The sequence below is a fragment of the Corynebacterium sp. genome (assembly GCF_030532965.1).
GTDB lineage: Bacteria > Actinomycetota > Actinomycetes > Mycobacteriales > Mycobacteriaceae > Corynebacterium.
In genome coordinates this window covers 42,786-68,681 of sequence record NZ_JAUNKC010000014.1, presented here as the reverse complement: position 1 = coordinate 68,681, position 25,896 = coordinate 42,786, and the positions used below count along the sequence as shown (strand labels likewise).

Here is a 25,896-nt window from a genome sequence, read left to right as displayed (position 1 = left end):
TGATACCCGCCCAAACGCTACACGATCGTCACCACGCCGCTACGAATTACGCGTTCGCAACAGTACTGGCTGTGTTTTAACGGATTTTTGTGATTGAACTAGATTTGTCGTTTCAATGAGAGACTCTGAATAAAGGTGACTGCATTCATCATGTAGGTGAGATGCGAAACTTATTCCTTAACAATCGTTTTGCCCACCAGAAGCGTCATGAATGAAAAGCGGAATTCACGGTCAGGTGGACTCAAGCAAGGAATTTCCAAACATCAACGGGAGACGTTGAGAGCTACAATGTTTAGGTTTAAAAACACTCTTGATGAAACTTTCTTAAATTAACCTCTCCAGGTTTCCCCTATTTTCTCAGATAAATCACCTTTAACGTGCAACTTTCTTTTATATTTTCCATACCTCATGTCAAATGCTCGGATATTATTCACTGATGGTGGTATGCTCATGAATTATCAGTTAACCTCGATTATCTCCTGAGGAAATCATCGTGAAGTGTAAAGGACACCGCTTTTTTATAGTTTTCATTTCCCTCTTATCTATCGTGGGTTTCTTAACGCCAGCGGCGCATGCTGGAAAACAAAACCTGTGTCGGTCCAATGACTACAGCTGTTTGGCACACACTGGCTACGGGGCTCACACCGGCACTTGGGCGGACAAACGTTACTTTGGTGGAATCCACAACTGTACCCGCTATGTGGCTTATCGCCTCGCTAAAGGTGGTGTTCCTGATCAGGGAACGTGGGGGGGATGCATGGGAATGGAAACACCGTGCACCTAATGCCAAAAACAACACTCCGACAGTGGGTGCAGTCGCATGGTGGCCTAAAGACCACCCAAACTATCCTTTAGGTCACGTTGCGGTTGTAGAAGCAGTCCACGGTGATGGTTCCATTGATGTCTCTTGGGACAGCTATCAACCTGCAATCTCTGTACGCCAGCGACTGTCAGGTGGAGACTTGCCGCACCTGTATCTGCACATTGATGATGCCGCCATTGCAAGGTCTTCTGGCTCCTCACAGCCAAGTGGGCAAAATCCGGTGGGGCACGTAGACGACATTAGTGGCGGAGGTGGATTCATCACCGTTCGTGGCTGGGCTGCCGATAGAGATGAACCCAGCAAATCCATTCCTGTTCATGTATATATCGGTGGACAAGCTGGAATTCCTGGCACCGAAAGCCATGCAATCGGAGCACACCACCCCCGTGGAGATATTAACAACATAGGTTTCCCAGGCAATCATGGTTTCGAAGAGCAAATCCTTACCGGAAAACGAGGAAACCAGGAAGTCTGCCTATACGCCATCAACACCGGTCCTGGGAATAATGTCCTCCTCAGTTGTCATCATGTATCTATCGGTCATAATATTCCGTTCGGAGCAATCGACAGTGTTGAAGGAGGGGAAGGGACCGTTAGCATCGATGGCTGGACTCTAGACCGCGACGACACATCGAACTCAATTCATTTTCATGTCTACATCGGCGGAAAAGCCGGAAACCCCAATGCCGAAGGCTTCAACCTCAAAGCTGATAAACCTCGTCCCGACCTTAATCGTCTCGGTGTTCAAGGAAACCACGGCATTTATCACACAATCAAAACCTCAAAAAGGGGTGTACAGGAAGTGTGCATTTACGGAATCAACATCGGTGAAGGCGAAAACACTGAACTAAAATGCACGACAGTAAATATTCAAGAGCCGAAGTCCAATCCTTCGCCTGGTGGATTGGCCCCAGATGATTCTTCACCTGCTCCAGATAAAGACACCAAATCGTCTTCTGCTGGATCCATTGCGGCAATCGTCGTCGTCATAATAACGGTTCTCGGAGGTCTTGCAGCGGCATTTCAGCATTTCATGCAGCGACGTTAGGTACTCGGATATTTAGGTTACGTAAAGCCTAAGCGTTCATTTGCTTGAGATGCATTTAGTGAGGTTTTCTTCGGCGAGAAAACCTCACTAAATCGCTGTTGGCCCAAACAGCACACATCTACTTTCTCCTTGTGAAATGGGAATTTTAAGTAGTTGCGATACAAGAAAGCCCCGCGATTTCTCCCGCTGTGGCATTGCCGCCGCTGATGATGGCGGCGGTTGTGTGCATGGGGGAGTAGGCTGCGAGCCCGGCGAGTGCGACGGCACCGGCGCCCTCGGCGAGTGTGTGGGCGCTGGTGGCGAGGAGGCGTTGTGCTTCTGCGATGGCAGGGTCGTCGACAAGCAGGAAGTCGTCGAGGTGGGTGCGGAGGATTTCCTGGGTGCGGGTACACGCCGAAGTGGTGGCAAGGCCAAGAGCGAAGGTAGTGGCGGGGGCACCGGAAAAGTCGTTGTCTTTCCACGCGTGGTGGGCGGCGGGCGCTTGGGCTGATTGGACGCCGATGATCTTGGTGGTGGGGCTTAGTTCATTGCGCACCAGGCAGGCACCGGCGGCACCGGAACCGGAGCCGATAGGGACGAAAACCGCATCGAGGTCGGTGTGGTCGGTGAATAATTCCACATACACCCCGGCGTGACCGGCGATGATCTCATATTCCGTAGGGGCGATGAACACTTGGCCGGTTGCGGCGGCGACCGCACGGGCGTGCGCCAGTGATTGGGACATGTCCATACCGACTAGTTCGACGGTGGCGCCTAATAATTCCACCGCTTCGGCGCGATCAGCGGGGGTGTCCTGCGGCATGACTATGGTGCAGCGGGTGTTGTGCTGGGTGGCGGCATAGGCCATTGATTGGGCGTGATTGCCGGTGCTGGCGCTGATGATGCCTGGTTCTAATGCGGCCGTGCCGCGTAGCGCGAAGAGCGCTAATCCGCCGCGTACTTTAAACGCGCCGGTGGGCTGGGTGTTTTCGTGTTTGAGTATTATCTCACGGTCGAAGTGGTGGTTAAGCAGCGGGTAGGAATAACTGGCGGTGGGGTTAAGGTGTGCGCAGTAGTCGTCGTGGGCGCGGCGGATCATGTCGAAGGTGATGGTGGTTGTTGGGGAAGTTGCAGTAGTCATGGTTTAAGTGTGAAGCAGAAAAACACTTAGGTCTAATGGATATAGATGATGTTTTAGATTAATTTGGTCTATGTGATTAATGTAGACCGGCTCAACGTCTTGGTTACCTTCGCCCAATTAGGATCGGTGCAGGCCACGGCAGACGAATTGGATATTTCCCAGCCCACCGTCTCCCACCACCTGGCCAAGCTGGCGGAGGAAACCCAGGCCACATTGGTAGTGAAAAAGGGGCGCAACCTGCAGCTAACCCAGGAAGGGCAGCTTTTGGCACGCCGGGGAACTGTGATTGTGCAGGAGCTTGCCCGCCTTGAGCGAGACATAGCGGCGGTGACTCGCGCGGAGCATGGGATGATTCGGATAGCGGCATTTCCATCCGCGATTTCCCAGGTGGTTCCGCTACTTATGCGGGCCATGCCGACGTTTCATTTCGACATTATTGATGCCGAACCAGAGGTGGCCCGGCAATTGCTTGAGCGCAATGAAGCAGATATTGCGTTGACGTTTCGGTACCCGGAGCTGAACGGGGATTTTCCCACGACGCACCAGGTGCTGTTCCAGGATCCGTTGTATCTGGTGGTGGCGCAGGAAAACTACCGGGGTGTTGATCTTCATGCCTATGCCGATGACACGTGGTTGCTGGGTTGCCCGCAATGCAGCGCACACATGCACGCGGTCTTGCACCGGGTGGGGTTGCACCCAGTAACTGGCTACGGAAGTGATGATTATGTGGCGGTGCAGTCGTTGATCGCTGCTGGTCTGGGGGTGTCGTTGCTTCCGGCGCTTGCGCTTGAAGCGTTTACCCACGCGTCGGTGACCACGAAGAAACTGCCCGGCATGGTCCGGGATATTTGTGTGGAAACGCTGCCGGAACACCTGGTATCCGCGCCGGTGAACCGGGTGTGGGAAGAGTTATGCCATAACGACATTGTTCGCAATTGTCTGCCAAGCGGTGCACATGAAAGCTAACAGGACGTTAACAAACACGGGTTTTACTAAAACTAGGTGCTGCTGTCCCGGATATAGCCGAACGGGTCGGTCAGTATTGTTTTATCGCCGGTTATGTCGATGCCCAGCACGCTGCGCTTAGGTCGGTAGGTGGGCCAATCGGGCAGGGTGCCGCGAATGAAGGTGATTGCGTATTGATGCACCGTGTCGACTAATTGCTCGGCCGGGGTGTAGTTGATTTCCGGAATGCCCGGCGGTAGCAGTTCGGTGTTGTTAAAGACCCACGGAATATCCGCGCAGTGCACCACCGGTTGGGTGGGGGTGCCTCGGTATTCGATCGCCCAACACTGCCCCGGCGCGTTTTCTAGTGCGTGGACGACGGGGCGGCGGATCATGGCGTCGCCGATGAGGTAACCGAGGTAATTGCTCAATCTCGGTGGCTGCCAGCTACCAGACATGCCGACGCCGTTGCGAAAGATCGGCCGGGCTATTCCGCGCCACCAGCTAGCGTCGATGCGGCGTGCTGTGTTGTGGATAAGCATTTCCTCGCGGGTGCAGCTGATTATTATCGGTATGTCGACTAGCTCGTGAGGTTGGAAAGGGGTGGGGCCAAGCGGTAGGTCGAAGAAGACGAAGCGTTGGTAGCGGCGGTAGCCGCGTTGTAGCTGTTCGTCGGTTTTCTTTAACAGGCCGGTGCGGGTGATCGGCGCGGTCAGGGCGCGTCGTAAAGCAGCTTTACGACGCTTGGCCGAGGTGTGCGGGAACGCCGGGGACAGTGCCCAGATGCGTCGAAAAGTTCCCTTGTAGTGGTCTTTTCGCCCCAGCCACAGCGCGATCCCGGCGCCGGCGGAATGCCCCATGAGGGTGACGTTGGTGGGGTCGCCGCCGAAGCTTTCGATGTTTTCTTGTACCCAATCCAGGGCGAGGGCGCAATCGTCGATGCCGCGGTAGTGGTGCGGGGTGTCGTCGTGGAAGGGGACGAAGCCGTCGATGCCGGTGCGGTATTCCACGCTCACGGTGATAATCCTAGCTTGCGCAAGGGCGGTGGCATTAAGCCACGGCTCTTGGTAGTGGCCGCCTTCGTAACCCCCGCCGTGGATGAACACCAGAACCGGGTAATCGGATAGTGGCGTAGCGTGCGTGGGGGCGGTGATGGACAGCACCAATGGGTGTTCCGGCTCGGCTGTTGTTTCCACCAAACCGGACGCGGCGAATCGGGGTGCGGCCGCATAGACGATGCGGGGGTAGACAGTCACCCCAGCGCTGGATGTGCCGTGGCAGATTCCCCTAGGACAGGTGGTTACAAGCTTGTCGGTGGCGCTGTCTTCCATGAAAGCGAGTCTAGCAACTACCATGTCTTTTCATGACTGCTAACCCATTTGCGCAACCATCGTCCTTGCCATACTTGCTCCCACCGTTTCGCGAAATAACGACCAGTGACTACCGGCCCGCCTTTTCCCAGGCTATCGCCAACCACGCGGCCGAAATCGACGCTATTGCTAGCAACGATGCGTCGGCAACGTGGGAGAACACCGTTGAGGCGTTGGAGAAAAGCGGGCAGGAATTGTCCCGGGTGTCTAATGTGTTTTTCAACTTGCTCAACACTGACACCACCGATGAGATGGAGGAAATCGCCTCGGAGATCGTCCCGAAGCTATCGGCACACAACGACTCCATCTACTTAAACGATGCGTTGTTCGCGCGCATTCAGGCTGTTGTGGTTCCAGACGATGCGGAATCCAAGCGGCTGCATGAGCATCTTGTGCGCCAGTTCAAGCGTCGGGGTGCCAACCTTGATGAGGCCGGTAAGCGCAGCTTGCAGGAGATCAATGAGCGGCTGTCGGTGCTGTCGGATAAGTTCAGCCGGAACCTGCTTGCCTCCACGAAGAAACTGGCGGTGGGTTTCGAATCGGAAGAAGAACTGGCTGGTTTGAGCACAGGCCGGATTGCCTCGGCACGCAGTGATGCTGAAGCGCTGGGGCGGGAGGGGTTCGTTTTGCCGCTGGAACTGCCAAGCGTGCAGTCCGAGCAGGCTAATTTGGAGCACGCTACGTCCCGCGCCGCGTTGTATGAGGCCTCTCAGTTGCGCGGCCAGGAGGAAAACTCCGAGGTGCTCATCGAGATGGTGCGCCTGCGTGCTCAAAAGGCGCAGCTGCTTGGCTATGCCAACCACGCGGAGTATGTCATTGAGGAGGAAACCGCCAAGACGCCGCAGGCGGTGGAGCAATTGCTGTTCGATCTTGCCCCGGCCGCCGCGGCCAATGCCATCAATGAGCATAAGCTCTTGGTGGAAGCCGCGGGCGATACACCAGTGACGGGCGCTGATTGGCCGTATTGGGAAGCGAAGGTGCGCAATCGCGATTACAACGTTGATGAGGAGGCGCTGTCGAAGTACTTCCCGCTCGGCCAGGTGCTGCGCGACGGCGTGTTCTTCGCCGCCAACCGGTTATATGGCATCACCGTTGAGCCGCGTGAAGACTTAGAGGGGTATGCCGACGGGGTTGATGTGTGGGAGGTCAAAGACGCCGACGGCACCGGCATCGGGTTATTTATCACCGACTACTACGGGCGGCCGTCGAAACGCGGCGGGGCGTGGATGTCCAGCTTCGTCGACCAGTCGGAACTGCTGGGCACCAAACCAGTGATCGTTAACGTCATGGGGATCACCAAACCTGCCGACGGCTCCGACGCCCTGCTGTCGCTTGATAGCCTGCGTACCGTTTTCCACGAGTTCGGCCACGGCCTGCACGGATTGCTGTCCAAGGTGAAGTACCCCAGCTTCTCCGGGACGAACGTGCCGCGCGACTACGTGGAATTCCCTTCCCAGATCAATGAGAACTGGGCGTTTGATCCGACGATTTTAAAGAACTACGCCCGCCATGTGGATACCGGTGAGATTATCCCTGACGAGCTTGTCGACGCCATCACCGCCGCCCGCCAATTCGGCCAAGGTTTCGCCACTTCCGAGTACCTCGCTGCAGCGATCATCGACTTAGCGTGGCATTCACTTTCAGCAGAAGAAGCCGCGGCACTAACCGCCGCCGACATTGACGCCTTCGAAGAACGCGCCCTGGAAAAAGCGGGCCTTGTTGTTGAGAACCTGGCACCTAGGTACCGCTCCACCTACTTCAGCCACATCTTCGGCGGCGGCTATTCCGCCGGTTACTACTCCTACCTGTGGGCCGAAGCGCTCGACGCCGATGGTTTCGAGTGGTTCGTGGAAGAAAACGCCGCCGGTGCCGACGCCGATGCGGCCGCCGCGCGGACAGCTGGTCAGAAATTCCGGGACCTCGTGCTCTCCCGGGGTGGGGCGGATGACTTCACGGAAGCGTTTACTGCGCTGCGCGGCCGGGCTAAGGACGTCTCGCCGCTACTTCGCCGTCGCGGGCTAGCGGGCGCGGTGTAACGTTATGGACATGGCAACGCAGATGGGCGACAGTATCAGCCAGTTTCTCACCACCATTCCATTTGCCCTGCAATTCACAATCATGTTCGTGGTGGTTGTGCCTGTGTGTGCGTTATTGGCTATGGTGTGGTTACGGCTTGTCGACGTCTGCGGTGCCGCCTATTTACGGCTATCCGCCGCCGGACGCGCTAAGCTGAAAACCCGCAACGCGGAATCATCAACCAGCGACCATAACCACAAGTAGAAAGCTTGCACGACACACCATGGCTAACCCAGAAGAACTGCGGAAACAAGACAAGCAGTTGCCGAAGCCAAAACGCGCCTACCCGCAGTCGCGGGTTACCCAGTCCCTGTATTTGCTTCTGGCGCTGGTAATCATCGCGTGGTTGATCTCCCTGTTTTAAACACACCGCGCTAACCGCACACAACCGCAGCCTAGGTCACATCGTGACACGGGCTGCGGTTGTTGGTGTTTTAGGCGCCGGACATATCAGCGCATTCCGGTGCGTCGTTTCTTTAAAAAATGGACCGCCCAATATATAAGAAAATTTGCATGACGACATCTAGGGGAAATGAATAGAAATAACCCAATGTGGTCACATTTGATACTTGCTACATGTCGTCCATAGTCACGGGCTATCGGAAAACCTAACGCAATAGCATTTTCTGATCCCCACGCTTTAAGGGCAGCAGTGTATGAAGTCGGGGATTGCGGTACACCCGGGATAGATGGAGGAGACTAGGCAGGGTGTGTTAACGAAAATCCGACTTGTAACTGCCTCATAGAGGATTGAACAGATAGACAAGCGTGGTTGAGAAAACGAGGTGGCTAGAAAAGCACTTGATTCGTGCCATTAGCTACATTGAACTCCCTAATCGCTCGCCTCGTTTTGGCCTTAATTTGAGAAAGAAGGTGACAATCAGGTAGGTCCTCGTGTGGAATACCAAAAAGCGATGTCAAGTCACTGTAATGAATTGCGATCGAATCGAAGCCAATAGCATTACATACGTCAACAATCTGATTATTCATGTAACCAGCCGCAACGCATTCCAATTGTGCGTTGCGGCACCGTTGAACAATGTCGCGCAATATCGTCGTGAATTCTTCAGTAAGTCCTGAAGGCGTCTGAACCTTTCGAATAGTTCCAAAACACAACGACCCTAGATCATTCAATCCAACAACTACGCGGGAATATCCAAGTTCTGCCAATGCGTCAATGTGCCAAATCAGCGATGGAATCTCCACCATGCATGCCACCGGCACGCTCGGAAGGAATCGGCGTACACGTTTGATCGCCCAGGCAGCCTCCGCAATCGTCGAAAGGAATGGAACGATAACCCCAAGATTTTCGTGTTCGAATTGGGCGAGTGCGCGTAATTCCGCATCAAATGCGTCTGGAAATCTCATTGATCGTCGGATTCCGCGTAAGCCGCGCAGCCGATCAGGTTCGATGATTACTTCCTCACAACCGGAAAGTACATTGGCTTCAGCAGTATCGACATCAAGAGTGCGGTACCATACGGGGCCCAGAAAGGATTCGGTCACAGCAGCTAAATAAGGGGAAATCACTCGTTGTGCACTGTCCGCAGTTGGATAGTACCCCTTGGCACGAAACAGATATTCGGAGCGAATAAGAGATACTTCGGTTATCTGCGAGGCAATCGACGATGGGAATGATTCGCCGCTAAGTGAAATCGCAAAAGACGCAGTCACAGTTGTGTACCACCTTAAACCACCAGTCCGGTAACCGTCTCCACATACTAAAGCCCGCATCAACTCACATCAAACTAAATTTGCTTGTAATGGGGTTGCGAGCATTGTGCTTTATCGGCAGGAAAACGCCGCCTGCACGCTGAAGGCGGTGCGGCGGCGTATGCGGTTTTTTAGGTGCGTTATGGGCGCTTGCCGGCGGCGGCGATCTTCTTAAACAGTGGGTTGGACGCGAGGTCCTCGATTAAGACGACGTTGCCTTCGGCGTCGCTTAGCGGAACACACCAGTTCGGATACAGATCCTTGGTGGTGCCGGGCTGGTTTTGCACCTTCCGGTCGCCGACCATGTCAACCAGTGCGGTGCACGACAAAGCAGCCGGGGTGTGGGCGATGAACCGGTGCGTAGCGGCGACCAAGACATCGGTTTCGCCGCGTTCGTTGCGGGCGCGGCCTTCGAAGGTGTCCATTTCAAAGTCCTCGCCGTCGAAACCACCTTGTTCCAGGACACGGTTAAGAACCTGGGCTTGCCACGCCAAATCCTCAGCGATGTCTTGTTCCGCGTCGGTAATCAACAGGCCAAGGCGTTCCCGCAGCGCGATGTGCTCACCCTCCAGATAACCGGCGGTCGGCGGGAGGTCGTGCGTGGTCACCGACGCCAAGGCGGCGGTGCGATACTCCTCTTTCCGGCGGGCACCGCCGTGGTGCGGCGAGGATTCAAACCACAAAATATTCGTGCCCATGATGCCGTAGCCAGCAAGAACATCCTGTACCCACGGCTCAAAGGTGCCGAGATCCTCACCAATGACAACCGCGCCAGCGCGCTCCGCCTCAAGGGCTAAGATGCCGACTAGGGCGTGGAAATCGTAGTTGACGTAAGTGCCGGTCGATGGGTGCTGCATGCGCGGAATCCAGAACAGCCGGAACAACCCCAAAACGTGGTCGACCCGGATACCGCCGGAGTGCCGCAATACGGTGCGAAGCATGTCCCGCCACGGCTTATAGCCAACCTCAGCGAGTTTTTCCGGGTGCCACGGCGGCTGGGACCAGTCCTGGCCGTGCTGGTTATAGCTATCCGGTGGCGCACCGACCGAAGCGTCGGGGGCGAGAACCGCCGCCAAGTTCTCCGCATCAGCACCACCTGGGTGCACACCGACCGCGAGGTCGGCCATGATGCCGATCTTCATGCCAGCTTCAATGCAGCGGGCCTGTGCGACAGCGAGTTGGGAATCGCAGATCCACTGCAACCACATGTAGAACTCGGTGAGCTCTTCCATCTCCGGCACCGCAGCGTGATTGCCGTGGCCAGCCTGCTCGTCCAAGTCGCGGCGGGCGCACCAGGTTGCGAATTCCGCAAGCCCATCGCCTTCCTGGTGAATGAAGTCGCGGAACTGCTGCTCCCGGGTTTCGTCCCGACCCGCGAGGTAGATTTCACGCAGCACCTGAAGCTTGGCTTCGTAAATAGGGTTGCGCTCGATGTTTTCGCCGTCGCGATTCTGGGAGGTGAATTCAGCGGCGATTTCTTCGATGTCGGCGCGGGTGGCGTCGTCAAGCAATTCGATCTCAGGGATATCCTCAACCCGAATGTAAATCGGGTTGGTGAACCTGCGGGTCGTGGGCAGGTAAGGGGAGTCCTCGATGGGTGGGAATGGTTCGGCGGCGTGCATGGGGTTGATAAGGAGGAAATCCCCAGCGCCTTCCTGCGCGATGGTCTCGCCGAGGAAACCAAGGTCGTTGAAATCGCCGATGCCCCAGGAGTTTTCGGAACGCACCGAGTACATCTGCGCCATGACGCCCGCGACGGGGGAGTTGATATAGGTATCCGTGGTGGAAAGCCGCGCTGGGGTGACAATCAAGGTGCAGCTGTCGGTCACGCCGTCGGAAACCAGGGTGATGGTGTGCCAGCCTTGGGGTAATCCGGCGGGAAGCTCAAAGGTGCCTTCGCCCCAGGTGACGTCGTCGATGGTGCGTGGTGGTGTCCAGTTGTCCAGCTGGGTGGTTATTTCGGTGACGCTGCCGTCTTCAAAGGTGATGGTCAGCTCGGCGGGGGCGCCGTCGTGGACGTGTACGTTGAATGCATGCGTGGTGGCATCGGTGGTGACGATGCACCTGGGGAGGGGACGGCGGAATTCCGCATCGTGCCGATCGGTGAGTGCTTTAGTTAGCGTTTCTTCACTGGGGAATTCCTCCGTTCCTAAGTCAACGCCAAGAGCTCGCAGGGTTTTTATGAGTGTGTCGTTGGACACGTCGATGGTGTTGCCACCGAAACCCGTATAGCTGGTTGAAATGGCGTGTGCGCCTGCTAATTCTCGTAATGTCTCTTGATAACCCACAGTGACCTATTCTGCCATTGACTTGCCCGATCTGTGCAATTAGTTGTCACCATAACTAAAATTTTGCTTTAAAATTTTCCTGAAAATTCTCACTTTTATCTTATGTTTTGGTATTTTTGTGAAATGGCTAACCACATAACCGCAATCAACCCCTAAAAACCCGAGGAGAAGCCCCTATTAGATAGAGACAAAACTCACTCTTTATCCTAAAAAGCTGTAGATTCGTTGGGTGGACATATCATGAGTGCATCATCGCGATGGGCTGGCCACAAAAACTGCCAGCTCGTTGCGAGTGTTGTGCCACCGAAGACGACGGAGAGAAACGGAAAAGATCACATGCAGGAAGTGAGCACCCCAGCCGACTACACCATTGGCGAATCAGACACATGCCTCACCGCATTGCTGGCTGGTGCCAAGGCTCGCCCATACGGCGTGATGTTCACGCGCCCTAAAAACTTCGAGTGGGTTAACGTCACCTCCGCAGAATTCATCGCCGAAGTATATGAAGTAGCTAAGGGTTTCATCGCCAACGGCGTGCAACAAGGGGACCGGATTGCGCTGCTCAGCGAAACTCGCTACGAGTGGTCACTGCTGGATTACGCAATCTGGGCCGCGGGTGCCGTGAGCGTTCCGATCTACGGATCGTCGTCGTTAAGCCAAGTCGAGTGGATTATCGAAGATTCCGGCGCAGTATTTGCGGTCACCGAAACCCGCGATCACACCGAGTTAATGAAAAACTTGGTGCTTGGCGACGACGGGAAGCCGCTGCTGAGCACCTCCACCTCGCAACTACGGCGAGTGCTCGAAATCAATTCCTCTGCGATCAATACCCTCAAATTTGAAGGCCGCCCGATTTCCGATGAAGAAGTCGACGCCCGAATCGCGGCGACCCGCTCGGCGGATCTGGCCTCATTGGTCTACACATCCGGCACCACCGGGCGGCCGAAGGGCTGCCGCCTTACCCACGCTAACTGGCTTTCGGAGGTCTATGGCCTGCTCACCAACCCAATCGGCGGCATTGCCGTTCCGGGATCGCGGGTGCTCACCTTCCTGCCGTTAGCGCACGTACTTTCCCGCGCAGTGTCGCTGGCGGTTGCCATCGGTGGCGCAACCCAGTCCCACTGGTCGGATTTCTCCACCCTGGGCGTGGAATTCCAGCGCGCCCGGCCCAACCTCATTTTGGGGGTGCCTCGGGTTTTTGAAAAGGTGCGCAACTCCGCTGCCGCGAACGCCGCCGAAGCGGGTGCCGTTAAAGCAACTTTGTTTGCCGCCGCAGAGAAGACCGCAATGGACTATTCCCGCGCTTTGGATACCGCCGAGGGCCCGTCCCGGGCACTGAAGCTCAAGCACGCCACCTTCGATAAGTTGGTGTACTCGAAGATCCGCGCCGCCATGGGTAATTCGGTCAAGTACGCCATCTCGGGTGGTTCGGCCATGAGCCCGGACATCATGCATTTCTTCCGGGGAATCGGCACACCCGTCTACGAAGGTTACGGCCTCACCGAAACCTCCGCCGCGGCGACGGTGGACTTCGCGGACCAGAAGATCGGCACGGTGGGCCCACCAATCGGCGGCACGTCGGTGCGTATTAATGAGGATTCGGAAATCCTTATTAAGGGAAACACTGTTTTCGACGGCTACTGGAATAACGACGAGGCCACGCAGGAGTCTTTCGACGACGAAGGCTGGTTTAACACCGGCGACCTCGGTGAACTCCTAGAATCTGGCCATCTTGTCATCACCGGCCGGAAGAAGGACCTGATCGTCACCGCAGGCGGCAAGAACGTTTCGCCTGGCCCGTTGGAGGATTCGCTTCGCTCCCATCCGCTTATCAGCCAGGCGATGGTCGTCGGTGATGGTAAGCCGTTTATCGGCCTGTTGGTCACCTTGGATGAAGATGCGATCAAACGGTGGAAACTCAATCGGAATATCCCAGAATCGCGCACCATCGCGGAGTTGGCGACCGATCCGATGCTGCGCGCGGAAATTCAGGATGCTATTAACTCCGCCAACTCCACGGTGTCGCATGCCGAAGCCATTAAAAAGTTCCAGATTCTGGATCGGGATTTGACGGAGGAGGCCGACGAGCTCACCCCGACGATGAAGGTGAAGCGCAATGTCGTGGCGCGTCGATACGCGGACGCCATCGACCAGCTATACAAGCGATAATCGCGACACGACGCGCCCTGCTACCCCCTTTTGTGTCGCGCATTGCTCCAGCGGTTTGGGGCTTTTTCATGCCAAAAGGGGGCTGAATCTAAAAACACCGGCGAGCCATGCCCCATTTGCGCCGAAGGTGCTTTAGAGTCATTCGACGTAAGCAAAACTATTTATGCAAAAGCTTAGAATCATTTGTCTGCCAACAGTGATTTTTAAGGTGCATATCAATAGTTGCGGTTATTGTTTGTGATTTTAAGCCACCGTCACTGGCTGTGATAAAAGGATGTAAGGGGTGACCACAGCGATGCAGGTTTTTGATGCCACCAAGCGTCATCGTGAGTTGACCCAAGAGGTGTTCAATATCGGCGATGAGGTAGCAACCTACATCGAAAACATTGCGGAGGCAGTGGCCGATTGGGACGCTGAACTGGTTGAAGATTGTCTCGCCGAATTCGAAGAAATCATTGAGGAAGCCCGCCGCGATTCCCGCTCCGTTGTTGCGGAGCTGTTCGGGCTGCGGCAAGCCCTGATTTCCGGTTTGGCATCGGGAACTGTATCAATGACAAGCCCGGAAGTTAAACAAGTGGATCGCCCCGTGCTGGTGAACGCCCAGTCGTTGCGGCAGCGGTTCCCAATCCAGGATTCGCCAGCCGTTATCGTGCGGGAATTAACCCAAGCCCTGGGTGCACGCACCGACCTTATCGGCGAGTACTTGGCTCATATCGTGGAGTGGGAACTCGCCGAGACGGAGCGCGCCGCCCGCGACCCGGATGCGTTGTCGCTTCCGCTGCTCTACGCGCGCACCGCCGAGGCTGTTTACGCAGCAACCGATGCGTGGCTGGTCGCGGTCGCTGGCGATCACCCGGCATACACCCGCACCATGCGTGGTTCCAACACACCGGCGTTTTTGAACGAACGCGCCCGGGTGGACGCGGTGGTTGCCCGGGTGAAAGAGAAATTGGGTGGCGGCAAGTCCGCCGGGGCCAACGTCTCCTGAGATACTCGATGAATCCGCAATCTGTGAGCTTTTCGACGGCTGGGCAGGTTGCGGTTTTTCTCAACCCATCCGACCGGCGTTGTGAAGGGAAAGTCTGCCATGATTGACGCAGTAACCGGCTGGTACTTCATGCACCTCAGTGTGAAAGTAGTCGTGGTTATTGGCGAGAAGGTATTACTGGGACGCAATCCTCGCGGCGATTGGGAGTTGCTAGGCGGCTGGCCGGATAAGGAAGATGCTTCGCTTGAAGAAACGGCGATCCGGGAAGTCCGCGAAGAAGCCGCTATAACCATCACTCCGCAACGGCTGATTAATGCGTTCATTCTGCGGGACCCGAAAGTGGAGAATCCAGTTGCCATCGTTGCCTACGGCGCCACTATCGATAGCCCTGTCCCGGAAATTGCAGCAAGCGCCGAGCACTCCCGGTTGGCGTTGGTTAGCCCCGAAGAAGCGCTGGGATTCGATAACCTCCTGCCCGCATATAAGCAGCTCATCGCGGACTATCTTCAGTTGGATTCATAACGGAAAACACGGCTCTAAGTTTCATTACCCGCTTAGGCCTTGGGTAGGCTTTAACGCCTATGGCTAATGCATCTTTAGATTCCACAGACCTCACGCTGGCATACCCCGGATATGTTCCGTTTGGTGTGTATGTTCACGTGCCGTTTTGCCAATCGCGGTGTGGCTACTGCGATTTCAATACCTATACGCCAGGGGAATTAGGATCGGCCGCCTCGCCGGAATCGTATCTGGTGGCATTAGAAACGGAACTGGAAATAGCCGCCGCACTGAGGGAAGCTGCCGGCGACACCCGACCGGCAGAAACCATTTTCATTGGCGGTGGTACGCCGTCTTTGTTGGGGGCGGAGGGACTCAGACGGATTCTCACGGGGATTAGAAACACCTGCGGCATTGCCGAGGGCGCGGAAATTACAACCGAATGTAATCCGGAATCGACAAGCCCGGAGTTTTTCGATGGTCTTACGGAAGCCGGTTTCACCCGAATTTCGCTAGGGATGCAATCGGCAAGCCCCGCCGTGCTGAAAATCCTGGAGCGGGTGCACACCCCTGGTCGCCCGTTCGCCGCAGCAAAAGAGGCAATCGCGGCGGGGTTTGCCCACGTCAACCTTGATATGATCTATGGCACGCCCACCGAAACCGATGCGGATGTCCGCGACACCCTGGACCGAGTGCTAGAAACCGGGGTGGACCACGTGAGCGCCTATTCGCTGATCGTCGAGGACGGTACCCGAATGGCCCGCAATGTGCGCACCGGGGTGTTGCCGCCGCCGGACGAAGACGTCTACGCCGATCGGTTCCACATGATCGACACGGCGCTTATCGACGCCGGGTTCTCCTGGTACGAGGTATCGAACTGGGCTAAACCGGGTGGTGAATGCCGCCACAACCTCGGGTATTGGCGCGACGCCGATTGGTGGGGTGCCGGTCCCGGCGCGCATTCACACATGGGCGACCGCCGGTTTTTCAACGCCAAGCATCCGGCCACCTATGGGCGTCGATTAGCGGAAGGCGAATTGCCGCTGGCGGAAGTGGAGGAACTAGATGTGTATGCCCGGCACGAGGAACGACTCATGCTCGGGTTGCGACTTAAAGAAGGCATCGATGTGGCCGAACTAACACCGACCGAGCTGCGGCGCGCCACCGACTTCGTTCGGCAGGGGCTGCTGGTGGTTTCCGGCGACAGGATCGCGGTGACCGATGCCGGGCGGTTGCTTGCCGACGGCATGATCGCCGACATTCTGGTCGCGGGGGAGACGTTAGACTAATAAAGGCGAACGCAAAGATCCGAACACACACAATCGAAAGGCAGGGACATGGCTGGTGCCGCGCAGGAACGTCGGCAGCAAGTGCTGCGGGCGATCGTCGCCGACTATATCGCCTCCCACGAGCCAGTCGGATCGAAAGCGCTGGTCGAACGGCATCGGTTTAACGTATCACCCGCCACCATTCGCAACGACATGGCCGCGTTGGAGGCCGCCGGGTTAATCGTCCAGCAACACGCAAGCTCCGGCCGGATTCCCACCGAAAAAGCCTATCGGGCGTTCGTCGATTCCATACACGAGCTTAAACCATTATCACCGGCGGAACGCAGCGCTATCGTGAGCTTTCTCGAAGGTGGCGTGGATGTTGAGGATGTCCTGCGCCGCTCTGTCCAGCTGCTTTCGCAATTAACGCGGCAGGCGGCCGTCGTACAAATGCCCACCCTCAATGCTTCCCGGGTACGGCACTGCGAGGTGGTGCTGTTGTCCCCGGTGCGAGTGTTGTTGGTGCTTATCACCGACGCGGGCCGGGTGGAGCAACGCAACGTCGAATTAGAACACGAATGCACCACCGAACATGTGTCGCGGTTACGGGAATTGCTTAATCAGGCGCTAGACGGAAAAACCCTTACCGAAGCCTCCGCCACACTCGCGGAAATCCTCGACCAGGCCGGGAACCCGGAAACAGCCGATCCCGATCAGGTGGTGTTTCATTCCCACATCACCCGGTGCGTCACAGTGCTGAAAGAGACCCTGGTGGAACACCCCACCGACCGGCTGATCTTAAGCGGCGCTTCGAACCTCAGTCGCATCGCGCGTGACTTTCCCACCGGGCTGCACACCCTGCTGGAAGCCTTGGAAGAACAAGTTGTTATTTTGAAGCTGCTGGCGAATGTGCAAGATTTACGCCACGTCAGCGTCGTCATCGGGGACGAAACCCAAGACGACGGGCTCCGGGGTGCTTCGGTGGTGGCTATGGGCTACGGCCTCGATGGCGCAGCACTCGGCGGTTTAGGGGTGGTGGGGCCAACCCACATGGATTATTCCCACACGATGTCCAAGGTGCACGCCGTCGCCCATTACGTCACCCAGGTATTGGGTCGTTCCTAAAAGCCTCGGTACCCGGTTTGGTGGGGTGTTAATCAGCTAACACGTAAGCCGGTAGCGAACATATGGTCACTCGATGCGTAAATTTTCCCCGGTAACGCCTACAATAACTGGCAGTTTTTAATCATCACACCGCCGGTTAGTTTTTGAACAACACGCAGGCTGGCGGAGTGAAAAGAAGTACAAGTTTTTAACCAGAGCAAAGGAAGTTGTCCACCACCGTGGCACGTGATTATTACGGCATTCTTGGCCTCGACAAGAACGCAAGCGAAAACGACATCAAGAAGGCGTACCGCAAATTGGCCCGCCAATACCACCCAGATGTCAACGACACTGCGGAAGCGGCAGAGCGGTTTAGCGAGATTTCCATCGCGCAGGAAGTGCTACTTGACCCCGAGAAACGCCGCATCGTCGATATGGGTGGCGACCCAATGGAAAACGGCGGCGGTGGCGCGCCGGGCGGCTTTGGCGGATTCGGCGACATTTTCGAGGCGTTCTTCGGTGGTGGCGGTGGCCGCCGCGGGCCACGCAGCCGGGTGCAGCCCGGCCACGACGCGCTGCTGCGCACCTCCATCACGTTGGAGGAAGCATTTAGCGGCGTGGAACAAGAGATCACCATCGATACTGCGGTGATCTGTGATCGCTGTGAGGGTTCTGGTTCCGCGACGAAGCAACGCCCTGTCACCTGTAGCCACTGCGGTGGTGCCGGTGAAATTCAGCAGGTACAGCGTTCTTTCCTCGGAAATGTGATGACGTCCGCGCCGTGTCCGGTCTGCGATGGTTTCGGCGAGGTTATTCCCGATCCGTGCGATAAATGCGATGGTCAGGGCCGCATGAAGGCGCGCCGCGATAAAGTAGTGCGGATTCCCGCCGGTATCGATGAGGGCATGCGGGTGCGCATGGCTGGCCAGGGCGAAGTCGGCCACGGCGGCGGCCCGGCAGGCGACCTGTATGTCGAGATTGCGGTTCGCAAACACCCGGTGTTTAGCCGGGATGGCGACAACCTGCATCTAACGGTCAACGTTCCGATGGCGGATGCGGCGCTGGGATCCGTGGTTGACGTCAAAGGTTTAGATGGCGACAAGGTTGCATTTACCATTCCGTCGGGCACTCAGCCGGGCGATCGATTGATCGTGGAAGGCAAAGGCATGCCTCACGTGCGCAGCGAAGGTTTCGGCGACATGATCGCCCACGTCAATGTGGTTATTCCGAAGAACCTGGACGACAAGGCGCGGGAGCTGCTTTCTTCCTACCGTGACTACCGCAACGATGAGGTTGGGGTGCTGAGCCAGGACGATGCCGACGCGGGGTTGTTTAGCCGGTTCCGTAATCGGTTCCGCAAGTAGGATTTTCCATGTCATTGCCGGTTTTCATTGCCAATCTCGATACCGCATTCACCACCGACTGCCCGGAAATTAGCCAGGTGGGGGCGTCGATAAGCGTAAACGGTGCGGAAGGGCGACATGCGGTTTCGGTGAAACGAATCGCGGTCGGGGAGCACATCGAACTTATCGACGGCCATGGCACCCGCGCCGAACTTGAGGTGGTGGCGCTCAGCGGCAAAGACACCCTGCATGGCAAGGTAATGGCGGTGCGGCACGAGCCTCGACCGCGCCCGGAGATCACTGTGGTGCAAGCGTTGCCGAAATCAGACCGGTCTGAATTAGCAATCGATCTGCTTACCCAAGCCGGGGTGGATCACATTATTCCGTGGCAGGCCGACAGGTGCGTGGCAAAATGGACCGGCGCGAAACGCGACAAAGGTGTTGCCAAGTGGCAGGCAATGGCAGTATCGGCAACGAAGCAATCCCGGCGGGCGTGGCTTCCGACCATCGACCAGCTGCACGACACGGCGCAGGTGGCGGCACGGCTGGGCGAATACGATCACGCGTTAGTACTTCACGAAGCCGCAACTGCGGGGCTGACCAGCATTGATCTTTCCGCCGCCGGTAGCGTCGTTGTGATTATCGGCCCCGAAGGTGGCATCAGCGACAGCGAAACCGAAACCTTGTGTCAGGCGGGCGCGCGAGCGGTGAAATTGGGGCCGGAAGTGCTTCGAACCGCGACGGCAGGAATGGTAGCGCTCGCCGCGATTGGTGCTACCACTAACCGGTGGGCTGCTAAAGACTGCTAGTCTTAATTCCCAAGTAGAAAAACTTTTTTAAACTTCAAGGCAGGTCGATTAACCATAGTGGCAACCCAGGTGCAAACAGCGCAGCAGATTTCGCGCGTCGTGTCGCTTGACGACGCCCACCTCCACACGATTCTCGGAATCAACGACGAAAACCTCAAAGTCCTTGAGAACCAATTGGACTGCCAGATTCACGTGCGGGGAACCAACGTCACCCTCACCGGGCTCGACCATGAGGTCGCCCGGGCGGTCAACGTGCTCAAAGAGCTCCAATCCTTGGCACGCCGCGGGCATGTTATCAGCCCCGATTCTGTCAAAAACGCCATTTCGATCGTTACGGTGAATCCGCCACAATCGGTGGCGAAAGTGCTTGCTAGCGATATTATCGTTCGGCGCGGTAAGGCTATTGGGCCCAAGACCTACGGCCAGAAGGAATACGTCGACGCTATCGACACCAACACGATTGTCTTCGGGCTCGGTCCCGCCGGTTCCGGTAAGACCTATCTCGCGATGGCGAAAGCGGTACAGGCGTTGCAGACCAAACAGGTATCCCGGATTATCCTCACCCGGCCCGCGGTCGAAGCGGGGGAGAAGCTGGGGTTCTTGCCAGGTACCCTCAATGACAAAATCGACCCCTACCTAAGGCCGCTGCACGACGCGCTGCGGGATATGGTGGAGCCTGAGGTTATTCCGAAACTCATGGAAGCAGGCATCGTGGAAGTGGCTCCCTTGGCGTATATGCGCGGCCGCACGCTTAACGATGCCTTCGTCATCTTGGACGAAGCCCAAAACACCACCCCGGCCCAAATGAAAATGTTCCTCACCCGTTTGGGCTTCGGCTCGAAGATGGTTGTCACCGGGGACATTACCCAGGTGGATTTGCCTGGGGGCCAGAAATCGGGGCTGCGGCTGGTACGCCACATTCTGCGCGATGTCGATGGGGTGGCGTTTTGCGAGCTTACGGCCGAAGACGTGGTGCGCCACAAACTGGTTGGTCGGATAGTCGCCGCCTACGACGACTATGAAGAGCGACTGGAACTGCAGCGGGCCGAGCGTCGACAAGCGAAGGAGAATGCCGAATGACGATCGAAGTAATCAACGAATCTGGCTACCCCGGCGTCAATGAGGAATCGCTTATCGACGTCGCCACCTTCGTCCTTGGCGAAATGGACGTCCACCCCCAGGCGGAAGTCACGATCTCGATCGTCGATATTCCTACCATGAGCGATCTCCACGTCCGGTGGATGGATTTAGAAGGCCCCACCGATGTCATGAGCTTTCCCATGGACGAATTAACGCCCGGCATGGGGCGACCCGACGCGCCTGATTTCGGGCCCGCGATGCTGGGCGACATCATTTTGTGCCCCGAATTTGCCGAGAAACAGGCCGAGAAAGCAGGTCACGATTTAGGACACGAGCTGTGCCTTTTGACCACCCACGGGTGTCTCCACCTATTAGGCTATGACCACGTGGTGCCTGCCGAGGAACAAAAAATGTTCGCGCTGCAAAACGAACTGCTGTCCGACTGGTACAGCGACTGTGAAAAACGCGGCGTTCGCTACCAACCGAAACCCACCGGACCGGGGGCATTCCCCTCGGCGGCGGACCGTGCGGAGCTGGATAAACTGGTTCCCGGCGGCGGTATTCCCCCTATTGGGGAGCCGACAACCACAAACGGTGGTAGCTAAGTGAGCCCGCTGATACTTGGGGCCGTCACGCTGGTAGCCCTGCTGTTCTCCGGACTGGTAGGCACCGTCGAGGCGGCCGTAAGCTGCATCTCCCGCGCCCGGGTGGAAAACATTGTCAAAGAAAAGGAAACTGCTACCGCCAGGTCCCTGCTGAAAGTACTGGACCGCCGCGCGGAACATATCAACCTCCTTGTTCTGGGCAGATACCTTCTTGACACCACCGCCGCAGTCTTCGCGGCGATGCTTGCGCTGGAAGTCATGGAACACGAAAGCTGGGCGTTGTTCGCCGCGATCGTCGGCGTTACCTTGGTGTCGTTCACCATCATCGGGGTGTTTTCCCGCACCGTGGGCCGCAAAAACCCCTATTCCGTTTCGCTCGGCTCGGCGTTTATTCTCAATGCAGTGGCCACCATTTTGGGGCCGATTCCGAAACTGCTAATCAAGATCGGCAATATCATCGCGCCCGGCTCTGGGTTCAGCGACGGGCCGTATTCCACCGAAGTCGAATTGCGGGAAATGGTGAACATCGCCCAAGAGCACGGCGTGGTGGAAGTCGAAGAACGGCGCATGATCCAAAACGTTTTCGACCTCGCCAGCGGAATCGCCCGGGAAGTCATGGTGCCCCGGCCGGAAATGGTGTGGATCGAATCCGGAAAAACCGCCGGTCAAGCAACCACACTGTGTGTCCGCTCCGGGCATTCCCGCATCCCGGTCATCGGCGAAAGCGTCGACGACATTGTGGGCGTGGTGTATCTCAAAGACCTGGTGCAACGCACCTACCACGACGCCGACGGTGGTCACAGCGTGCTTGTCGACGACGTCATGCGGCCCGCCACTTTCATTCCGGACTCGAAAAACCTCGATGCGCTGCTCCACGAAATGCAAACCAACCGCTTCCATATCGCCATGCTGGTCGATGAATTCGGCGGTATTGCCGGGCTGATCTCCATCGAAGATATTTTGGAAGAAATCGTCGGCGAAATCGCGGACGAATACGACGAACGGGAAATCGCGCCCATTGAACAATTTGAGGACGATCCCCGCAGCTACCGGGTGGTCAGCCGCCTGCTTTTAGAAGAACTGGCGGAGAAAATCAACGAAGACCACGATGTCACCATCGAATTTTCCGATGAGATCACCGACCAGGTGGACACCGTTGCTGGCCTTATCGCATTTGAAAAAGGCCGCGTGCCCTTACCCGGCACCACCGTGGAAACCTGCGGGTTACGGCTTGTCGCCGAAGGCGGCCGGGATCGGCGTGGCCGGATGCGGGTGCGGTCGGTCATCGTGACCGTGCTTGCCGCGCCGGAAACCGACGCTGACGAGGCTACTACGGGCTAGGCCAGGATGGTCTTTTCAGTGTCGATCTCATCATCGTCAGGAACCAATTCCGCGAAATCATCGCAGAGCTTCCCCACGGTGCCCTCGTCGAGCCATACCTTCCACACTGACATGTTATCCTCCGGGTCGAAGTAGAGATACACCCCGTCGCTATAGCTTCCGAAAATAAAGCAGTTTTCCAGCCGCTCAACGGGGATTTCGCCCTCGGCATCGTGCCGACGTACCGGTGTTCTGACAAAATCCAGCAACCTAGAGGATTCTTCCGGAAGCCGTGCCCGTGCGATCAGGTCGACTTCTTTTCCGTCATGGAACCACGTCATGAATTGCTCAAATTGGGAAAGAAGACGGCGGTAATCAGCTGGTAACGTGGCACCGGTTTGTGCTTCAAAGGAATCAAGTACATCCATCGCGTTAGTGCTCCTGGTCGCTCACGCAAAACGCATTGCCTTCGGGATCGTGGAGCACCGTCCACGAAAAGCTGCCGTCCGGAAGCGTTTGCTCCGACTCCACAGTGGCACCAAGCGTTTGCAGCCACGCGATTGTTTCTGCCCGATTATCGGCATGGAAATCCACGTGAACCCGGTTTTTACCCGGTGTGGGGTCTGGAACCAATTGGAAACCCAACCTTGGGCTGCCGTCAACCATGACAAAGAAGCCGTCATAATCCGCAAGGATTGGTGCGCCAGTAGCCTGCGACCAGAACTGCGCCAACGAGCGAGGATCACGGCAATCAACAGTAATCATTCCTGGGGTGATTGTTGTGCTCATATCGAACATTATAGCGAAAAACTTCCGGCGTTGTTGGGAAGAGTGTGGTCCAAACGTGGGGAGAGCACGTTACGCCTTGTTCCCGCAGCCACAGTTATTGGGGATAATGAACAAGTAACGACGCTAATCGAAACTGTTGTGAAAGGAGAGACATGAATCAGAAAATTCCTGCTATAGCTACTTTTATCGATGGGCACGTGTATGTGGATTTCGCCGCGGGGACCGCAGTCGAAGGATCAATAACCCTCCATTGGAGAAACGGCGATCTGGCCGGAGCCCTTGATTATTCCGAAGAGGGAAAACTGGTGGGCATTGAAATTCTTGATGTGCTGAACGAAATTTCGGAAACAGTGAATTCTGAATAGTGAACGGTTGAGGTTTCTGAAATGAAGATTTGGGACGTAATGATTGAACGTTGCGTCACAAATTCCTTTGTCCTGGTAACCAATCAGGAGTCCTGATGAATGGTGGTTATGCTGCTGTTTCCTGCTAAGTAGAGCCCTCATCACAGCATTTAGGAGCGCCCGAGAAGCCATCGCAACTCAGAAATCCGTTCCCATATTCCGGCTTCGATTGAAGAAATGTCAAGAAGGTGCGCCCGCGCTTCAAAATCTTTGATCCCACCTTCAACGTTTGATTCCAATTCGTGCAGCTCCGTTTCGGCTTGTGCAACGGTAAGACAGCGTAGCTTTGGTTCCGGCATGGCTTCCTCCTTTTCGCTTTTCGACGCAGACTTGTTCGTTTCTCAACTGCTTCACCTGATAAATCCTAACGCGATAGAAAGTGCTGTCGCTTTTATCCATAGGTATGAGTTGGAGCATCGCAGTTTCAAACCCCGGTATGACCTGCGATTTCTGCCCCTGGGCTGACGATTTTCAGTGGCTGGGCGGCGAAGATGAAAGTATGAAACATCAACGTGATTATGTGATCCACACCAGTGGACTCACCAAACAGTTTGGTTCGGAGGTTGTGGTTAATGCGTTGGACCTTCGTGTTCCAGGAGGTGCTATATATGGCTTCCTGGGGCCGAATGGATCCGGCAAATCCACCACAATGAAAATGCTGCTCGGGCTCATGCGCCCAACAGCAGGGGAGATTCACTTGTTCGGGCAGCGGCTGGAAACGGCCAGTCGGGCGGCGCTGCTGCGCACCGTCGGGTCGATGATTGAGGCACCGCCCGGCTACGGTCACCTCAGTGGCTGGGAGAACATGCAGATCGTGCAGGCCATGTTGGGTTTGGAAACTCGGCAGATTGAAGAAGCCTTGGACACGGTTCGGCTAAGCGGGCACCGCAAGAAGGTGGTGAAGAACTACTCCCTCGGTATGAAGCAACGGTTGGGGATCGCGATGGCGCTTGCCCGTAATCCGGAGCTGCTCATCTTGGATGAGCCGGTTAATGGGCTGGACCCGGCCGGTATTGAGGAGATTCGTGAGCTGATAATCGACCTAGCGGCGCGTGGGATTACCATCATGGTGTCAAGCCACCTGCTAGATGAGGTGGATAAGACCGCAACGATGATGGGGATTATCGATCGCGGTTCCTTGATTTTCCAGGGCAGTAGGGAAGAGCTGTACGGTCACAGCGTGCCAGATTTAATCGTCACCACTGACGAACAGTATGTGGCCAATCTGCTGCGTATTCCCGGCGCGCGTCGGCATTCGTCGTCAAGCGTTGCAGTACCGGGGCTCACGCAACCGCAAGCCGCGCAGCTGATTGCCGAGGCGGCGCAGTCTGTCCCTGTGTATGAGGCGAAGCGGGCGCAGCAATCGTTGGAGGAAATTTTTATGGATCTCACGGCGACAGGACAATTGCGATGATTGCGGTGGAATTACGAAAGTTACGTCGGCTGAAAATACCGTGGTTGGTTGCGGTCTTGGTTGTTGCGGTGGTTGCCTTGAGTTCAACGACGCTGTTTAGAGACACGGACGGCGTGGATATGGCGGGGTTGTTGCTCGCTGTCACGATGGCGCAGGCCCTGTTGTCGCCGGTGTTTGTCAGTATTATTGCTTCCCGGTTGGTGGAAGTTGAACATGAAGGTAATGGCTGGCATTTGATGGCGGCGGCGGGCGTTAGCCGCAGTCGATTGTGCGCGCTGAAAATCCTGCTGGTTAGTGCGATTATTACGGTCGCGGTGATTGTGGAAAGCACCGTGTTATACGCCGTTGCCATTGGCGATGCTATCCCGGAGACGGTTAATAATTCAGCGTGGTGGGGGTATTTTGGCTGGCTGGCGTTGGTCAATATTGTGTTCGTGGTGTTCCACGTCGTGATTGCCGCCAAGGTTGATAATCAATTGGTCAATATCGGGATCGGTGTTTTAGGCGCCTTCATCGCGGTGTTTTCGCTGCTTCTGCCGGATACGATCACGCGGTTTATTCCGTGGGGATGCTATGCGCTTATTTCGCCGGTGGGATTCGGGGGATTAGAGAAAGTTGTCTATATTCAGCCGCCCTATGCGTCGATTATCGGATTGGTAGCCGTGATGCTGGTCGGTGGTGTGGTTGCGGTGCGCTGGTTTGATCGGTTGGAACGATAGGAA

25 protein-coding genes are annotated in these 25,896 nt (G+C 56.4%); 18 read left to right on the top strand and 7 right to left on the bottom strand.

What is annotated here, in order from left to right:
• Positions 1 to 698 precede the first annotated feature (698 nt).
• Entirely contained in the window at positions 699 to 1,871 is a 1,173-nt protein-coding gene (locus Q4D85_RS08010; protein WP_303199549.1) for a CHAP domain-containing protein, read from the top strand.
• 145 nt (positions 1,872 to 2,016) lie between these two features.
• Here Q4D85_RS08010 and Q4D85_RS08005 read toward each other — a convergent pair whose 3' ends face one another.
• The gene (locus tag Q4D85_RS08005) at positions 2,017 to 2,991 is read right to left on the bottom strand and encodes a threonine/serine dehydratase (RefSeq protein WP_303199548.1); all 975 of its coding nucleotides are present in this window, start codon (positions 2,989 to 2,991) and stop codon (positions 2,017 to 2,019) included.
• Between the two features lie 72 nt (positions 2,992 to 3,063).
• On the opposite strand from Q4D85_RS08005, the gene Q4D85_RS08000 reads away from it, so the two are divergent.
• The gene (locus Q4D85_RS08000) at positions 3,064 to 3,957 is read left to right on the top strand and encodes a LysR family transcriptional regulator (RefSeq protein WP_303199546.1); all 894 of its coding nucleotides are present in this window, start codon (positions 3,064 to 3,066) and stop codon (positions 3,955 to 3,957) included.
• 32 nt (positions 3,958 to 3,989) lie between these two features.
• Here Q4D85_RS08000 and Q4D85_RS07995 read toward each other — a convergent pair whose 3' ends face one another.
• The gene (locus tag Q4D85_RS07995; protein ID WP_303199543.1) at positions 3,990 to 5,267 is read right to left on the bottom strand and encodes an alpha/beta fold hydrolase; all 1,278 of its coding nucleotides are present in this window, start codon (positions 5,265 to 5,267) and stop codon (positions 3,990 to 3,992) included.
• 32 nt (positions 5,268 to 5,299) lie between these two features.
• On the opposite strand from Q4D85_RS07995, the gene Q4D85_RS07990 reads away from it, so the two are divergent.
• From Q4D85_RS07990 to Q4D85_RS07980, 3 genes are read left to right on the top strand one after another with little or no spacing between them, the layout of a single operon-like run.
• Complete coding sequence (locus Q4D85_RS07990) at positions 5,300 to 7,342, top strand: M3 family metallopeptidase (RefSeq protein ID WP_303199541.1); 2,043 nt, start codon at positions 5,300 to 5,302, stop codon at positions 7,340 to 7,342.
• Positions 7,343 to 7,346: 4 nt separating this feature from the next.
• Positions 7,347 to 7,586: a hypothetical protein gene (locus Q4D85_RS07985; protein ID WP_368502283.1), complete on the top strand. Its 240-nt coding sequence runs from the start codon at positions 7,347 to 7,349 to the stop codon at positions 7,584 to 7,586.
• Between the two features lie 19 nt (positions 7,587 to 7,605).
• Positions 7,606 to 7,746 (top strand): hypothetical protein, encoded by a 141-nt coding sequence (locus tag Q4D85_RS07980; RefSeq protein ID WP_303199539.1) that lies wholly within the window; start codon positions 7,606 to 7,608, stop codon positions 7,744 to 7,746.
• 425 nt (positions 7,747 to 8,171) lie between these two features.
• On the opposite strand, the gene Q4D85_RS07975 is transcribed toward Q4D85_RS07980, so the two are convergent.
• Both Q4D85_RS07975 and malQ read right to left on the bottom strand, forming a co-directional pair.
• Positions 8,172 to 9,056 (bottom strand): putative PEP-binding protein, encoded by an 885-nt coding sequence (locus Q4D85_RS07975; protein WP_303199538.1) that lies wholly within the window; start codon positions 9,054 to 9,056, stop codon positions 8,172 to 8,174.
• A 179-nt stretch (positions 9,057 to 9,235) separates the two neighbouring features.
• Positions 9,236 to 11,383, bottom strand: coding sequence for a 4-alpha-glucanotransferase (malQ, locus tag Q4D85_RS07970; RefSeq protein ID WP_303199537.1), 2,148 nt, complete (start codon positions 11,381 to 11,383; stop codon positions 9,236 to 9,238).
• Between the two features lie 336 nt (positions 11,384 to 11,719).
• On the opposite strand from malQ, the gene Q4D85_RS07965 reads away from it, so the two are divergent.
• From Q4D85_RS07965 to Q4D85_RS07920, 10 genes are all read left to right on the top strand, one after another.
• Positions 11,720 to 13,552: a long-chain fatty acid--CoA ligase gene (locus tag Q4D85_RS07965; protein WP_303199567.1), complete on the top strand. Its 1,833-nt coding sequence runs from the start codon at positions 11,720 to 11,722 to the stop codon at positions 13,550 to 13,552.
• A gap of 295 nt (positions 13,553 to 13,847) precedes the next feature.
• Positions 13,848 to 14,540: a hypothetical protein gene (locus tag Q4D85_RS07960; protein WP_303199566.1), complete on the top strand. Its 693-nt coding sequence runs from the start codon at positions 13,848 to 13,850 to the stop codon at positions 14,538 to 14,540.
• A gap of 99 nt (positions 14,541 to 14,639) precedes the next feature.
• Positions 14,640 to 15,062 (top strand): NUDIX domain-containing protein, encoded by a 423-nt coding sequence (locus Q4D85_RS07955; protein ID WP_303199535.1) that lies wholly within the window; start codon positions 14,640 to 14,642, stop codon positions 15,060 to 15,062.
• Between the two features lie 59 nt (positions 15,063 to 15,121).
• Positions 15,122 to 16,327, top strand: coding sequence for a radical SAM family heme chaperone HemW (hemW, locus tag Q4D85_RS07950; RefSeq protein WP_303199519.1), 1,206 nt, complete (start codon positions 15,122 to 15,124; stop codon positions 16,325 to 16,327).
• Positions 16,328 to 16,375: 48 nt separating this feature from the next.
• Complete coding sequence (hrcA, locus tag Q4D85_RS07945) at positions 16,376 to 17,431, top strand: heat-inducible transcriptional repressor HrcA (RefSeq protein WP_303199517.1); 1,056 nt, start codon at positions 16,376 to 16,378, stop codon at positions 17,429 to 17,431.
• A gap of 218 nt (positions 17,432 to 17,649) precedes the next feature.
• Complete coding sequence (dnaJ, locus tag Q4D85_RS07940; RefSeq protein ID WP_303199514.1) at positions 17,650 to 18,774, top strand: molecular chaperone DnaJ; 1,125 nt, start codon at positions 17,650 to 17,652, stop codon at positions 18,772 to 18,774.
• 8 nt (positions 18,775 to 18,782) lie between these two features.
• A complete protein-coding gene (locus Q4D85_RS07935; RefSeq protein ID WP_303199512.1) occupies positions 18,783 to 19,562 on the top strand; it encodes a 16S rRNA (uracil(1498)-N(3))-methyltransferase in 780 nt (259 codons plus the stop codon).
• A 57-nt stretch (positions 19,563 to 19,619) separates the two neighbouring features.
• The gene (locus Q4D85_RS07930; RefSeq protein ID WP_303199510.1) at positions 19,620 to 20,642 is read left to right on the top strand and encodes a PhoH family protein; all 1,023 of its coding nucleotides are present in this window, start codon (positions 19,620 to 19,622) and stop codon (positions 20,640 to 20,642) included.
• A complete protein-coding gene (gene ybeY, locus Q4D85_RS07925) occupies positions 20,639 to 21,247 on the top strand; it encodes an rRNA maturation RNase YbeY (RefSeq protein ID WP_303199508.1) in 609 nt (202 codons plus the stop codon). The genes Q4D85_RS07930 and ybeY overlap by 4 nt, the downstream gene beginning before the upstream one ends.
• The gene (locus Q4D85_RS07920) at positions 21,248 to 22,588 is read left to right on the top strand and encodes a hemolysin family protein (protein ID WP_303199507.1); all 1,341 of its coding nucleotides are present in this window, start codon (positions 21,248 to 21,250) and stop codon (positions 22,586 to 22,588) included.
• On the opposite strand, the gene Q4D85_RS07915 is transcribed toward Q4D85_RS07920, so the two are convergent.
• Together Q4D85_RS07915 and Q4D85_RS07910 are read right to left on the bottom strand one after the other, a co-directional pair.
• Complete coding sequence (locus Q4D85_RS07915; RefSeq protein WP_303199506.1) at positions 22,585 to 22,995, bottom strand: SMI1/KNR4 family protein; 411 nt, start codon at positions 22,993 to 22,995, stop codon at positions 22,585 to 22,587. The genes Q4D85_RS07920 and Q4D85_RS07915 overlap by 4 nt on opposite strands.
• 4 nt (positions 22,996 to 22,999) lie before the next feature.
• The gene (locus Q4D85_RS07910) at positions 23,000 to 23,356 is read right to left on the bottom strand and encodes a VOC family protein (RefSeq protein WP_303199505.1); all 357 of its coding nucleotides are present in this window, start codon (positions 23,354 to 23,356) and stop codon (positions 23,000 to 23,002) included.
• A gap of 152 nt (positions 23,357 to 23,508) precedes the next feature.
• Here Q4D85_RS07910 and Q4D85_RS07905 point away from each other — a divergent pair, with 152 nt between their 5' ends.
• Positions 23,509 to 23,721: a DUF2283 domain-containing protein gene (locus Q4D85_RS07905; RefSeq protein WP_303199504.1), complete on the top strand. Its 213-nt coding sequence runs from the start codon at positions 23,509 to 23,511 to the stop codon at positions 23,719 to 23,721.
• A gap of 149 nt (positions 23,722 to 23,870) precedes the next feature.
• Here the strand turns inward: Q4D85_RS07905 and Q4D85_RS07900 are convergent, their stop codons facing one another.
• On the bottom strand, positions 23,871 to 24,059 hold the full coding sequence (locus tag Q4D85_RS07900; protein ID WP_303199502.1) for a hypothetical protein: 189 nt from the start codon (positions 24,057 to 24,059) through the stop codon (positions 23,871 to 23,873).
• A gap of 200 nt (positions 24,060 to 24,259) precedes the next feature.
• Between Q4D85_RS07900 and Q4D85_RS07895 the strand changes: the two genes are divergently transcribed.
• The gene (locus Q4D85_RS07895) at positions 24,260 to 25,174 is read left to right on the top strand and encodes an ABC transporter ATP-binding protein (protein WP_303199501.1); all 915 of its coding nucleotides are present in this window, start codon (positions 24,260 to 24,262) and stop codon (positions 25,172 to 25,174) included.
• 5 nt (positions 25,175 to 25,179) lie between these two features.
• On the top strand, positions 25,180 to 25,893 hold the full coding sequence (locus Q4D85_RS07890; RefSeq protein ID WP_303199500.1) for an ABC transporter permease: 714 nt from the start codon (positions 25,180 to 25,182) through the stop codon (positions 25,891 to 25,893).
• The last annotated feature ends 3 nt before the right edge of the window (positions 25,894 to 25,896 follow it).

Coding starts and splice junctions, on each gene's coding strand:
- Q4D85_RS08010 (WP_303199549.1), top strand. CDS start 699: ATGTGGCTTATCGCCTCGCTAAAGGTGGTGTTCCTGATCAGGGAACGT.
- Q4D85_RS08005 (WP_303199548.1), bottom strand. CDS start 2,991: ATGACTACTGCAACTTCCCCAACAACCACCATCACCTTCGACATGATC.
- Q4D85_RS07995 (WP_303199543.1), bottom strand. CDS start 5,267: ATGGAAGACAGCGCCACCGACAAGCTTGTAACCACCTGTCCTAGGGGA.
- Q4D85_RS07990 (WP_303199541.1), top strand. CDS start 5,300: ATGACTGCTAACCCATTTGCGCAACCATCGTCCTTGCCATACTTGCTC.
- Q4D85_RS07985 (WP_368502283.1), top strand. CDS start 7,347: ATGGACATGGCAACGCAGATGGGCGACAGTATCAGCCAGTTTCTCACC.
- Q4D85_RS07980 (WP_303199539.1), top strand. CDS start 7,606: ATGGCTAACCCAGAAGAACTGCGGAAACAAGACAAGCAGTTGCCGAAG.
- Q4D85_RS07965 (WP_303199567.1), top strand. CDS start 11,720: ATGCAGGAAGTGAGCACCCCAGCCGACTACACCATTGGCGAATCAGAC.
- Q4D85_RS07960 (WP_303199566.1), top strand. CDS start 13,848: ATGCAGGTTTTTGATGCCACCAAGCGTCATCGTGAGTTGACCCAAGAG.
- Q4D85_RS07955 (WP_303199535.1), top strand. CDS start 14,640: ATGATTGACGCAGTAACCGGCTGGTACTTCATGCACCTCAGTGTGAAA.
- hemW (WP_303199519.1), top strand. CDS start 15,122: ATGGCTAATGCATCTTTAGATTCCACAGACCTCACGCTGGCATACCCC.
- hrcA (WP_303199517.1), top strand. CDS start 16,376: ATGGCTGGTGCCGCGCAGGAACGTCGGCAGCAAGTGCTGCGGGCGATC.
- Q4D85_RS07935 (WP_303199512.1), top strand. CDS start 18,783: ATGTCATTGCCGGTTTTCATTGCCAATCTCGATACCGCATTCACCACC.
- ybeY (WP_303199508.1), top strand. CDS start 20,639: ATGACGATCGAAGTAATCAACGAATCTGGCTACCCCGGCGTCAATGAG.
- Q4D85_RS07915 (WP_303199506.1), bottom strand. CDS start 22,995: ATGGATGTACTTGATTCCTTTGAAGCACAAACCGGTGCCACGTTACCA.
- Q4D85_RS07910 (WP_303199505.1), bottom strand. CDS start 23,356: ATGAGCACAACAATCACCCCAGGAATGATTACTGTTGATTGCCGTGAT.
- Q4D85_RS07905 (WP_303199504.1), top strand. CDS start 23,509: ATGAATCAGAAAATTCCTGCTATAGCTACTTTTATCGATGGGCACGTG.
- Q4D85_RS07900 (WP_303199502.1), bottom strand. CDS start 24,059: ATGCCGGAACCAAAGCTACGCTGTCTTACCGTTGCACAAGCCGAAACG.
- Q4D85_RS07895 (WP_303199501.1), top strand. CDS start 24,260: ATGAAACATCAACGTGATTATGTGATCCACACCAGTGGACTCACCAAA.